The sequence below is a fragment of the Ruegeria sp. CG8 genome (genome assembly GCF_056537165.1).
This window is the reverse complement of record NZ_JBQFRA010000003.1, coordinates 409,429-421,460: the sequence shown is the minus strand read 5'-3', so window position 1 is coordinate 421,460 and position 12,032 is coordinate 409,429. Positions and strand designations below refer to the sequence as shown.

Here is a 12,032-nt window from a genome sequence, read left to right as displayed (position 1 = left end):
ATGCAGATCCACGCCAAAACCGCCTTGTTAGGCTCTGACTGGGTTTCGAACCTGAGGGTCGAAACTGAGAATGGCGTCATCACGGGATTGGAGACCGGCGCGCGTCCGCAGTCGGCCGACACCTGCGTTGATGTCCTGCTGCCAGCCTTGTCGAACCTGCACAGCCACGCGTTTCAGCGCGCCATGGCCGGTATGACCGAGTTTCGCGCAGCCGGGCGGGAAAGCTTCTGGTCCTGGCGAAATCTGATGTACCGCTTTCTGGACAGGTTGACGCCCGAGCAGATGGAGGCCATCGCCGCGCTGGTGTTCCTTGAGATGCAGGAGGCCGGATATGCCGCAGTCGGGGAATTCCACTATGTGCATCACCAGCCCGGCGGAGCGCCCTACGACCAGCTTTCCGAGCTGAGCCAGCGTATCTTCGCAGCAGCTTTGCGGACGGGAATCGGTCTGACCCATTTGCCGGTTCTCTATTCCTACGGCGGCGTCCGCCAAGAGCGCCTTTCTGGCGGCCAGCTGCGGTTCGGCAATGACGTGGACCGGTTCATGGACCTGTATCACGAGTGCCGGTCGGCTGCCGCAGATCTTGCCGCGGACACGGTGGTCGGCATCGCGCCGCACTCGTTGCGCGCCACCTCACCCAAGGACTTGGCCCTGCTGCTGGCGCAGGTTCCGGAGGGTCCGGTTCACATCCATATCGCCGAACAGGTGAAAGAGGTCGAGGACGTGCAATCCGCTTTGGGCCAACGCCCGGTCGCCTGGCTTCTGGACAATGCCCAGATCGACTCACGCTGGTGTCTGATCCATGCCACCCAGATGAACGACGCCGAAACACGCGCTCTGGCGCGTTCGGAGGCCGTGGCCGGCCTGTGTCCGATCACAGAAGCCAACCTGGGCGACGGGATCTTCAACGGAGTGCCCTACCTTGACGCTGGAGGACGGTTCGGTGTCGGGTCAGACTCCAACGTGCGGATTTCTCTGCCAGAGGAGTTGCGCAGTCTGGAATATTCCCAGCGCCTTCGCGACCGATCCCGCGCGGTTCTGGCGGCAGCCAACGGTTCCGTGGGGCATGCGTTGTACACCGGCGCGGCACAAGGCGGGGCGCAGGCTCTGGGCCGCAATGCCGGAGAGATCGCGGTCGGCAAACTGGCCGACCTGGTAGCGCTCGACCGATCGCATCCAACGCTTTGCGCGCTGGCGGATCATCAACTTCTGGACGGCTTGTGCTTTGCCGCACCCGATGGTCTGGTAACGGATCTGTGGTCGGCGGGCCGTCATATGGTGCGGGATGGCAGGCATATTGCGCGCGAGACGATAATCAGAGACTACAAAGCCGCGATTGCAGACCTTTTGACCGACGTCTGACCCGACAAAGAACTGAGTTGAGATCAAGATGACCCAGACCGCTGACACGACCGGCTACAAGGAAATCAAGCAGACTGTGCTTGACCGCATCCGCTCGGGCCAGTGGCTGCCGGACATGTTGCTGCCCAACGAGCAGGACCTTGCGGTCGAGTTTTCCTGCACGCGTACAACGGTCAATCGGGCGCTGCGCGAACTGGCCGAGGAAGGATTTCTGGAACGTCGCCGCAAGGCCGGTACCCGGGTGCTGAGCGCGCCGCAGAGACAGGCCCGGTTCACCATCCCGCTGGTCAGGGAAGAGGTCGAGGCTCTGGGCGGCACCTACCGCTATGCACTTGTCTCGGCCCAAGCTGAACAGGCGCCCGAATGGCTGGCCGCGCGGCTGGCGCTGGGTTCGGATCGGCGGGTGATGCATGTGCGGTGCATGCATTTTTCGAACAACACCCCGTTTCAGTTCGAAGATCGCTGGATCGTTACGGCCAGCGTCCCGGCTGTCGAACAGGCTGATTTCTCGACGCTGGGACCCAATGAATGGCTGATTCAGACGGTCCCCTTCACCAATGTCGAGCTGTCTTTTCTGGCAAGCCGCGCCGACGCCGAACTGGCCGGATTTCTGGACGTAACGGTTGGCGAGCCGGTCTTTACCGCGGAACGTATCACCTGGTTGCAAGGCAGCCCGGTTACCTTCGCCAAGATGTATTTCGCGGCCGGCTACCGGATGACCACCCGGTTCTGAGGCAGTCCGGGCCTTTACCGCGGCCCGATTCCGGTACAGGTTCGCCTTGACCGAGCAACGGCAACACGGAGAACGGGATGAGCAACCCGCTATACGATCGACTTTTCGGCATTCACGCGGGCAAGACAACGCCGTTCCTGCATCTGCCGGACGGACGCGTTCTCTCACATGCCGAATTCCTGGACATGGCGGCCCGGATCGCCAACGCTTTGACGGCCTGCGGGCTGGAACCGGATGACCGCGTTGCGGTGCAGGTCGCGAAATCGCCCGAGGCGCTGGCGCTTTACGCAGCCTGCGTTCAGGCCGGGCTGATCTTTCTGCCGCTGAACACCGCCTACACGACAGACGAGCTGCGGTATTTCATCGAAAACAGCGGTGCTCGGATGGTTGTCGCGGATGCCAAATCACAAGCCGATATCGAGCCGATTGCCCAAGCGCAGAATGCGATGCTCGAAACCCTGAACGCGGACGGTTCTGGCAGCCTGATGCGGCGCGCGCTTGGGATGTTGCCAGCCTTCGAACCCGCGCAAAGGACCGAGGATGACCTCGCAGCTTTCCTTTACACTTCGGGCACCACCGGGCGGTCCAAGGGTGCCATGCTGACGCAGGCGAATCTGCTGTCGAACGCCGAAACGCTGGTGCAGGAGTGGCGCTTCACCGCGGATGACGTGTTGCTGCACGCGCTGCCGATCTTTCACACCCATGGCCTGTTCGTGGCCACCAATGTCATGCTGTCGGCCGGTGGATCGATGATTTTTCTACCGGGCTTCGATCTGGACGACATCCTGCGCCTGATGCCCAAGGCCACCTCGATGATGGGGGTGCCGACCTTCTATACTCGCCTCCTGGACGACGACCGGTTCACCGGAGATCTGACCCGGCACATGCGGCTGTTCATTTCCGGCTCGGCGCCGCTGCTGGCCGAAACCCACACGCGGTTCGAGCAACGCACAGGCCACCGCATCCTGGAACGCTATGGCATGACCGAGACCAACATGAACACCTCGAACCCCTATGACGGCGAGCGTCGGGCCGGAACCGTGGGCTTTCCGCTGCCGGGGGTCGAGTTAAAGATCACCGACCCCGAAACGGGCGATCCGTTGCCGCAGGGCGAGATCGGCATGATCGAGGTGCGCGGGCCGAATGTGTTCAAGGGTTATTGGCAGATGCCCGAGAAAACCGCCGCCGAACTGCGCGAGGACGGGTTCTTCATCACTGGAGATCTGGGCCGCATCGACGCGGACGGCTATGTGCATATCGTCGGGCGCGGCAAAGACCTGATCATTTCGGGCGGCTACAACATCTATCCCAAGGAAATCGAGCTGGTTCTGGATGACCAGCCCGGCGTGCTGGAAAGCGCGGTGATCGGCGTGCCGCACCCGGATTTCGGGGAGACAGTGCTGGGCATCCTGGTGCCCGAGGCCGGCGCGGCACCGGATCTGGACGCGATCAAGGAGGCGGTGAGCCAAAGCCTTGCCCGTTTCAAACATCCCCGCAGTTTGATCCTGCTGGACGAACTGCCGCGCAATACGATGGGCAAGGTGCAGAAAAACGTTCTGCGCGAGACCTACAAGAACATGTTCGCGGGCGGCTGATCAGAGGCGCAGCGGCACGCGTCCGGCTTCGGTCAGCAGCCAGCAGCCGCGCCCCTCGAACACGGCAACCCCGGTTTGGCGGCCATAGCCCGCGCCGCTGTCCAAGTTGATGCGGTTCCCGTAGTGGGTGGGGCGGTCCACGACCGTGTGGCCGTGCACGATCAGCTTGGGGTGCGGGGTTTCGCAGGCGTGAAAGCTCTGACGGATCCAGACCAGATCGTCCTCGGCCTGCGCGCCCAGCGGCACGCCCGGCCGGATGCCGGCATGGACAAAGGCAAGCTCGGGGGTCTGATGCATCCGCACCAGGTCGCGCAGAAAAGCCCTGTGCGCGACCGGCACTGCCGCAACGGCCGCGCGATGCACATCCTGCAGCCGGGTGCGGTCTTCGAACTCGACGCCATAGCTGCGCAGGGTTTCGGTGCCGCCCAGCCGCTCGTGCAGCCAGTGGTACCCGACCAGAAGATGCGGATCATGGCGCGGCTCATCCTGCAGGAACCACGCGAACATGCGGTCATGGTTGCCCAGCAGCGTGACCCAGTTCCGCCCGGCGTCGCGCCCGGCAATCAGCCGGTCCAGCAGGCCCTTGCTGTCGGGGCCGCGATCGACGTAGTCGCCCAGAAACACGATCCGCGCATCGCGCCCGCCATCCCGCTCGATCAGCGACAGGGCGCGGTCGAACTCGGCCGTCTGGCCGTGCAGATCTCCGATGGCGTAGATGGGCGCGGTCATGTCCATGTCTCCGTTCCGGGCGGGGTTGGATTTGCAGGCCTTTGCAACGACAACGCCTGCACCGGGCGGGTGCAGGCGTCAATCGCTTTCATCCGGGTCCTGCCGGATCAGACCACGTCGAACTCCAGCGGCTTGATCTGGGTGAACAGCCCGGTTTCAGCCAGCTTGGCGCGGGCTTCGGCCGGAACCGGCTCGTCAACATACAGCAGCGCGATCGCTTCGCCACCCGCCTGGGCGCGGCCCAGGGTAAAGTTGGCAATGTTCACGCCATGCTCGCCCATGGTCTTGCCCAGGGTGCCGATGATGCCCGGCACGTCCTCGTTGGTGGTGTACAGCATGTGCGCGCCGACCTCGGCATCGATGTTGATGCCCTTGATCTGGATGAAGCGCGGCTTGCCGTCGCTGAACACGGTACCCCCGATCGAGCGTTCGCGCTTGTCGGTCACCACGGTCACCTTGATATAGCCCTCGAAGGCGCCCGACTTGTCCTGGTTGGTGGTCGAGATCTTGACGCCGCGCTCTTTGGCCACGACAGGGGCCGAGACCATGTTCACCTCGGGGTTCGAGCGTTTCATGATCCCCGCCACCACCGCGCAGTTCAGCGCCACCAGGTTCATCTGCGCCGCCACGCCGTCATACAGGATGTTGATCGCCTTGATCGGCTCGTCGGTCATCTGGCCGATGAAACTGCCCAGATGGCCGGCCAGCTTGATCCAAGGTCCCATGACCTTGGCCTCTTCGGCGGTGACGCTGGGCATGTTCAGAGCATTCTCGACCGCGCCGGTCAGCAGATAGTTCGAGATCTGCTCGGCCACCTGCAGCGCCACGTTTTCCTGCGCTTCGGTGGTCGCGGCACCCAGATGCGGGGTGCAGACCACGTTGGGCAGGCCGAACAGCGGGTTTTCCTTGGCCGGTTCCTCGCTGAACACGTCGAACCCCGCGCCGGCGACATGGCCGGATTGGATCAGTTCGGCCAGCGCCTCTTCATCGACCAGACCGCCGCGGGCGCAGTTGATGATGCGCACGCCCTTCTTGGTCTTGGCCAGATTCTCACGGCTGAGGATGTTGCGGGTCTGGTCGGTCAGCGGCACGTGCAGGGTGATGAAATCGGCCCGCGCCAGCAGCTCGTCCAGCTCGACCTTTTCCACGCCCATCTTGTCGGCCTTTTCCTGGCCCAGATAGGGGTCATAGGCGATGACCTTCATCTTGAGGCCCTGCGCCCGGTCGCAGACGATGCCGCCGATATTGCCGGCACCGATCACGCCCAACGTCTTGTTGGTCAGTTCGACCCCCATGAACTTGGACTTTTCCCACTTGCCCGCATGGGTGCTGGCATTGGCCTCGGGGATCTGGCGCGCCACGGCGAACATCATCGCGATGGCGTGCTCGGCGGTGGTGATCATGTTGCCGAACGGCGTGTTCATCACGATCACGCCCTTTTTCGAGGCCGCGTCCTTGTCGATGTTGTCGGTGCCGATGCCGGCGCGGCCGATCACCTTCAGCTTGTCGGCCTTTTCCAGGATCTTCTCGGTGACCTTGGTGGCCGAGCGGATGGCCAGGCCGTCATAGTTGCCGATGATCTCGGCCAGCTTTTCCTTGTCCTTGCCCACGTCGGGCATGAAATCCACGTCGATGCCGCGGTCGCGGAAGATCTGAACCGCGGTTTCGCTGAGCTTGTCGGATACGAGTACTTTGGGGGCCATGTGCGTGGTCCTTGAATGGGATGATAACTCCGGGCCGTACGCGGCCCGGATCTTGTCGGGGGAAAGGGGTCAGGCGGCTTCGGCCTGTGCCGCGATCTCGGCCTCGAACGCCCATTTCAGCCAGGGCAGCATCGCCTGGATGTCGGACGTCTCGACCGTGCCGCCGCACCAGATGCGCAGCCCGGCCGGCGCATCGCGGTACGCGCCGATGTCCAGCGCCACGTTTTCGGCCTCCAACCGCGTGGCGACCGCCTTGGCAAAGCTTGCGCCGTCGCGAATGCGCGAATCGGTGAATTTCAGGCAGACGCTGGTGTTCGACCGGGTGGCCGGGTCCTCGGCCAGGTTGTCGATCCAGTCGTTCTGGTCGCAGAACTCGAGAATCGCCTGCGTGTTGGCATCGGCGCGGGCGATCAGGCCCTGCAGCCCGCCGACCGAGCGCGCCCAGTTCAGCGCGAACAGGTAATCCTCGACCGCCAGCATCGACGGCGTGTTGATGGTTGCGCCGGTAAAGATGCCCTCGATTAGCTTGCCACCCTTGGTCAGGCGGAAGATCTTCGGCAGCGGCCACGCGGGGGTATAGCTTTCCAGCCGCTCGACCGCGCGGGGGCTGAGGATCAGCATGCCATGCGCGGCCTCGCCACCCAGAACCTTCTGCCAGCTGAAGGTGGTGACATCCAGCTTGTCCCAGGGCAGGTCCATCGCGAAAGCGGCGCTGGTGGCGTCGCAGATGGTCAGGCCGGCGCGGTCATCGGCGATCCAGTCGCCATTCGGAACCCGCACGCCCGAGGTGGTCCCGTTCCAGGTAAAGACCACGTCATTGTTGAAATCTATGGACGCCAGATCGACGATCTGCCCGTAATCGGCGGTTTTCACCTCGGCGTCGATCTTCAGCTGTTTGACCACGTCGGTAACCCAACCCGCGCCAAAGCTTTCCCAGGCCAGCATCTCGACCTTGCGTTCGCCCAGCAGCGACCACAGCGCCATTTCCACCGCGCCGGTATCCGAGGCCGGAACGATGCCGATGCGATAGTCGGCCGGAATGCCCAGCAGCTCGCGCGTGCCTTCGATGGCGGCCTTCAGCTTGTCCTTGCCGACGGCGGCGCGGTGCGATCGGCCCAGCGCGGCACCAGCCAGCTTGTTCAGCTCGAATGTAGGGGGTTTGGCGCAGGGGCCCGAGGAAAAACGCGGATTGGCCGGCCGCGCTGCCGGTCGTTCGATGGTCATTGGTGTTACCCTTCCAGATATACGCCCCTCGTTGGGGAGGGGTGTCCCGCGGCCAGACCTAGGGGGCCGCGGTTGGGCGGGCAAGCGGAAAAGACGCTTTGAATATCAAAAACGACACGGGCGGTGACGCCAAATCGGAACACAGGTTTCCGATCGGCGCATTTTGCACCCGCAGAAAGACCTCAGCGATCCAGCCGGACGGTTTCGCCCGTGGCCAGCGATTGCTGCGCCGCCAGACCCATGCGTACTGCCCACATGCCGTCGGTCAGGCTGACATCCGGGGCGTCGCGCTCACCTCGCACCAGCGCCAGAAAGCCCTGGTGCTGATAGAAGGTCGAGCCGTTGTGGTCGCCCGCCGCCAGCAGGCGCGGGTCGACGGGAATGTCGCGGGCGACAGGGCCCTTGGGGTCGCGCGGGCTGACGATCAGCTGCGGCACCGGCGGCGCGCCCAGATGTTCGGGCCAGAACCGGCCCGGCCCGGGGACCAGCGCCTCGATCTTGGCCTTGGGGCCGACGACCGAGATTTCCTCCTGATACCGCGCGCCCTCGGCGAACATGCACAGTTCCAGCATCGCCCGCGCGCCCGAGGCGAAATCGATGTTGACATAGCCGTGGTCGAGGATGTCGGGCGTTTCGCCGTCATAGGTTTCGTCCAGATGGTTCACGGCCTGCCCGCCGCTGGCGCTGATGCGCACCGGGTCGGATTGCAGGATGAGGCGCATCAGGTCGAAGAAATGACAGCATTTCTCGACGAACGTGCCGCCGGTGTTGCGGTTGAACCGGTTCCAGTTGCCGACCTTTTCCAAGAATGGAAAGCGGTGTTCGCGGATGCTCAGCATCTTGACCCCGCCGCTGGTGTCCTGCGCCTCGGCGATCAGGGCGGCGATGGGCGGCATGTAGCGATATTCCATCGCCACCCAGATCGGACAGGGATAGCTGCGCTCGATCTCGGCCAGACGGGCCGCATCGTCGGGGTTGGTGAACAGCGGCTTTTCCACCAACAGGGGCAAGGGACGCGTTTCGGCGATCTGGGCGATCTGATCCACATGCAGATGGTTGGGGCTGGCTATGACCAGGCAGTCCAGCGCCTCGACCGCCAGCAGGTCCTGCAGCGACGGCACCATCCTGGCCCCCGGCGCAATCGCCTGCGCGGCGCGCGCCATCTCGGGGTCGGGTTCGAAAATGGCGGCCACTTGCGTGCCCTCCAGCAAGGCGATGTTGTGCAGGTGTTCCTGCCCCATCATGCCACATCCGATCAGCCCGTAATTGATGGTCCGGGTCATGCGCGTTTCCTCGTCATTTCAGTCGTTGGACGTAAGTTGCCCGGTCCGGGTCGAACCAGGTTTTCGAAAACTCGACGGGTTCAGGCCGTTCCGACCAACTGAACCGCTCGATGTAACCGACGGTCTCGCCCGCCGGCCGGGTGAAGTTCGCGGGGGTCCAATCGGGCAGCCGACCGACCGAAACCCGATCCTCGGCGCGGGTGATCCAGAACCCAAGTTGCTGCTGGTAATAGCGATAGAGCGAGTCCGACAGCAGCCGCCGGTCGATCAGACCGGCTGATTCGTCCAGCCAGATTTCCTCGACCGCGATGATTGTGTCATTCAGATAGCGTATCCGCCGCACGCGCGACCCGCACCGAGCGGTGCCGAAATCGGGCAGGTCGGCGGGCTTGTCCAGGTGATCGACCGACAGGATGTCGGCGCGCGGCAGGCCGCCGCCCTCGGGCAGTTCCAGCCGGAACATGGCATAGACGCTGTTCTGGGTTCCGGTCTCGCGCACATAGTTGCCCGAGCCCTGGATCCGCTCGAGCATCCCCTTTTTTTCCAGCTCGGCGAGCGATTTTCGCAGCGTCCCGACCGAGACGTTCAACTGCGCCGCCATGTCCCGTTCGGGCGGCAGACGCTCGCCATCGATCAGCCGGCCGGCGGCGATATCGCGGATCAGCAGCTCGGCGATCTGCACATAGATCGGCAGGGCGTTGGAGTTTCTGTTGGATGGGGGCACGCGGGCGCTTCACTTGGTCGCAGAAAAAATTGATACACTATTGATCTACATCAATGTGGTTGCTACGCAAGAGAAAAGTTGAGCCCGGCAGGAGAGAGAATCAGATGACGATCGTCCCCATCACATCCCCCGATCTGGATGCGGCCGAGGTTTCGTGGTTCGCGGCGCTGTGCTCGGACGATTATCAGTTTCTCGGCGTGCCCGACGGCGATCTGCGCTCCAGCTGGGAACATTGCTCGGGCATCGTGAAAGAGGCCGAGGCGCAGGGCTTCCGCAACATCCTGTGCCCGTCCTCGTATCAGGTGGGGCAGGACACGCTGAGCTTTGTCGCCGGCTGCGCGCCGATCACAGAAAAGATCAACCTGCTGGCCGCCGTGCGCTGCGGCGAGATGCAGCCGATCATGCTGGCGCGCACCATCGCGACGCTGGATCACATGCTGAAGGGGCGGCTGACGGTCAACATCATCTCGTCGGATTTTCCGGGGGAAAAGGCCGAGAGCGGCTATCGCTACCAGCGCTCGCGCGAGGTGGTCGAGATTCTGAAACAGGCCTGGACACAGGATGAGATCAATTACCAGGGTCAGGTCTACAATTTCTCGGGTCTGACGACTGATCCGGCCAAACCCTATCAGACCGGCGGGCCGCTGCTGTATTTCGGGGGCTATTCGCCCGATGCGCTGAAGCTGTGCGGCCAGCATTGCGACGTCTATCTGATGTGGCCCGAAACCAAGGACCAACTGGCCGAGCGGATGAACGCCGTGCACGCGGTGGCCGACGAGTACGGCCGCACGCTGGATTATGGCCTGCGGGTGCACATGATCGTGCGCGATACCGAGGCCGAGGCCAAGGAATACGCCGACTACATCGTGTCGAAACTGGATGACGAATACGGCCGCGCGATCCGCGAACGGGCGCTGGACGCCACGTCGCTCGGTGTTTCGCATCAGGCCAGGAACCGCGAGCTGGCCGACAAGTACGGCTATGTCGAGCCGGGCCTGTGGACGGGCGTCGGCCGGGCGCGGTCAGGCTGCGGCGCGGCGCTGGTGGGGTCGACCGACCAGGTGCTGTCGAAGATCGAAGAGTATCAGAAGATGGGCATCCGCGCCTTCATCTTCTCGGGCTATCCGCATATGGACGAGGCCCGCCATTTCGGCACCCGCGTGATGCCGCATCTGAAAACCTGTTCCCTTCCCGAAGCCTATGGAAGGGTTCCTGCTGACACCCCGGCGACGCCGCTGGGCAACGGAGTTCGTCGTTGATGCAACGTATCAAGCTTTCCGACACCCTGGAACTGAGCCGCCTTGTCTATGGCATGTGGCGGCTGGGCGATGACAGCGACACCTCGGCCGCGCATGTGGCGGCCAAAATCCACGCCTGTCTGGATCAGGGCATCACCAGCTTCGATCAGGCCGACATCTATGGCGACTATGGCGCCGAGGCGATTCTGGGCAACGCCCTGCGCGCCAATCCCGGCCTGCGCGACCGGATGGAGATCGTCACCAAATGCGACATCGTCGCCCCCTGCGGGCGCTATGCGGATGCCAAGGTGAAATACTATGACACCTCGCGCGCGCACATCCTGAAATCGGTCGACACCTCGCTGCGGGAAATGGCGATCGACCATATCGACCTGCTGCTGATCCACCGCCCCGACCCGTTCATGGACCACCATGAAACCGGCGCCGCGCTGGACGAGGTCGTGGCCAGCGGCAAGGTCCGCGCAGTGGGCGTGTCGAATTTCCGCCCCTGGGACTGGCAACTGCTGCAATCGGCCATGAAGACCCCGCTGGTGACCAACCAGATCGAGATTTCTCTGGGCGCGATCGCTCCGTTCACCAATGGCGATCTGGCCTTTCACCAGCAGCACGGCCACCCGGTGATGGCGTGGTCGCCGCTGGGCGGCGGAGCGCTGATGGCGGGTAATCCTCCGGTGGGCGTGGTCGCGGATGAGATCGGCGCGCAGTTCGGCGTCGACCGGGCCGCGGTGGCCGTGGCCTTCCTGCTGGCCCATCCGGCCGGCATCCTGCCGGTTCTGGGCACCAACAGCCTGGACCGCATCAAGCGCATTTCGGACGCCCTGAAAGTCAATCTGGATCGTGAAGCCTGGTTCCGCCTCTACGAGGCGGCGCTGGGGCATGAGGTACCATGATGAACGCATTCTCGAACGACATGGCGCGCACCTTCATTCCGCACAAGGACGACACCCGCACCCTGCGGGACGCTTTCGGCCGGTTCGCCACCGGCGTCACCGTCGTGACCTGCGACAGCCCCGACGGGCCGGTCTGCATCACGGCCAACAGCTTTTCCTCGCTGTCGCTGGACCCGCCTTTGGTGATGTGGGCCGGCGACCGGAATTCGCGCCGGTTCCCCTATTTTCACAAGGCGCGTCATTTCAGTGTTCATGTTCTCTCGGCCGACCAGGCCGAGCTGTGCTTTGGCTGCTCGAAAGACGCCTTTGCCCTGCGCGACATCGACCACGACCGCTGCGAAAACGGAACGCCGCTGCTGCGCGGATGCCTGGCGCGGTTCGAATGTGAACAACATGCGTATCACGATGCGGGCGATCACGTTATCGTGGTGGGCAAGGTCTTGCGGGCCAGCATGGCGGACGGAGACGCGCTGACCTTTTACGCCGGCAAGCTCGGCCAATTCGCGCACCGATAAGCGCGGGACACGGTC

The 12,032-nt window shown here is 63.6% G+C and carries 11 protein-coding genes; 6 read left to right on the top strand and 5 right to left on the bottom strand.

Going from position 1 to position 12,032, the window contains the following annotated elements; all coding sequences use genetic code 11:
• The 3 genes from ACR0EF_RS12210 (at nt 1) to ACR0EF_RS12200 (ending at nt 3,690) form a co-directional block, all read left to right on the top strand.
• Nucleotides 1-1,362, top strand: a complete 1,362-nt coding sequence (locus ACR0EF_RS12210; RefSeq protein WP_170370166.1) for a formimidoylglutamate deiminase — start codon at nt 1-3, stop codon at nt 1,360-1,362.
• Nucleotides 1,363-1,390: 28 nt separating this feature from the next.
• Complete coding sequence (locus ACR0EF_RS12205) at nt 1,391-2,095, top strand: GntR family transcriptional regulator (protein ID WP_170370168.1); 705 nt, start codon at nt 1,391-1,393, stop codon at nt 2,093-2,095.
• 77 nt (nt 2,096-2,172) lie between these two features.
• Nucleotides 2,173-3,690, top strand: a complete 1,518-nt coding sequence (locus tag ACR0EF_RS12200) for a malonate--CoA ligase (protein ID WP_170370171.1) — start codon at nt 2,173-2,175, stop codon at nt 3,688-3,690.
• Here the strand turns inward: ACR0EF_RS12200 and ACR0EF_RS12195 are convergent, their stop codons facing one another.
• From ACR0EF_RS12195 to ACR0EF_RS12175, 5 genes are all read right to left on the bottom strand, one after another.
• Nucleotides 3,691-4,419, bottom strand: coding sequence for a metallophosphoesterase (locus ACR0EF_RS12195; RefSeq protein WP_170372939.1), 729 nt, complete (start codon nt 4,417-4,419; stop codon nt 3,691-3,693).
• 107 nt (nt 4,420-4,526) lie between these two features.
• Complete coding sequence (serA, locus tag ACR0EF_RS12190; protein WP_170372938.1) at nt 4,527-6,122, bottom strand: phosphoglycerate dehydrogenase; 1,596 nt, start codon at nt 6,120-6,122, stop codon at nt 4,527-4,529.
• A gap of 69 nt (nt 6,123-6,191) precedes the next feature.
• Complete coding sequence (locus ACR0EF_RS12185) at nt 6,192-7,346, bottom strand: phosphoserine transaminase (protein ID WP_170372937.1); 1,155 nt, start codon at nt 7,344-7,346, stop codon at nt 6,192-6,194.
• 182 nt (nt 7,347-7,528) lie between these two features.
• Nucleotides 7,529-8,629 carry a Gfo/Idh/MocA family protein gene (locus ACR0EF_RS12180; protein ID WP_170372936.1) on the bottom strand — a complete coding sequence of 367 codons (1,101 nt, stop codon included), beginning with the start codon at nt 8,627-8,629 and terminating at the stop codon, nt 7,529-7,531.
• 13 nt (nt 8,630-8,642) lie between these two features.
• Complete coding sequence (locus ACR0EF_RS12175) at nt 8,643-9,353, bottom strand: GntR family transcriptional regulator (RefSeq protein ID WP_170370181.1); 711 nt, start codon at nt 9,351-9,353, stop codon at nt 8,643-8,645.
• A 104-nt stretch (nt 9,354-9,457) separates the two neighbouring features.
• Here ACR0EF_RS12175 and ACR0EF_RS12170 point away from each other — a divergent pair, with 104 nt between their 5' ends.
• From ACR0EF_RS12170 to ACR0EF_RS12160, 3 genes are read left to right on the top strand one after another with little or no spacing between them, the layout of a single operon-like run.
• Nucleotides 9,458-10,612, top strand: a complete 1,155-nt coding sequence (locus ACR0EF_RS12170) for an LLM class flavin-dependent oxidoreductase (RefSeq protein ID WP_170370183.1) — start codon at nt 9,458-9,460, stop codon at nt 10,610-10,612.
• Nucleotides 10,612-11,502, top strand: coding sequence for an aldo/keto reductase (locus tag ACR0EF_RS12165; RefSeq protein ID WP_170372935.1), 891 nt, complete (start codon nt 10,612-10,614; stop codon nt 11,500-11,502). Before ACR0EF_RS12170 ends, ACR0EF_RS12165 begins: the two co-directional genes overlap by 1 nt.
• Entirely contained in the window at nt 11,499-12,017 is a 519-nt protein-coding gene (locus ACR0EF_RS12160; protein WP_170372934.1) for a flavin reductase family protein, read from the top strand. Before ACR0EF_RS12165 ends, ACR0EF_RS12160 begins: the two co-directional genes overlap by 4 nt.
• Nucleotides 12,018-12,032: the final 15 nt, after the last annotated feature.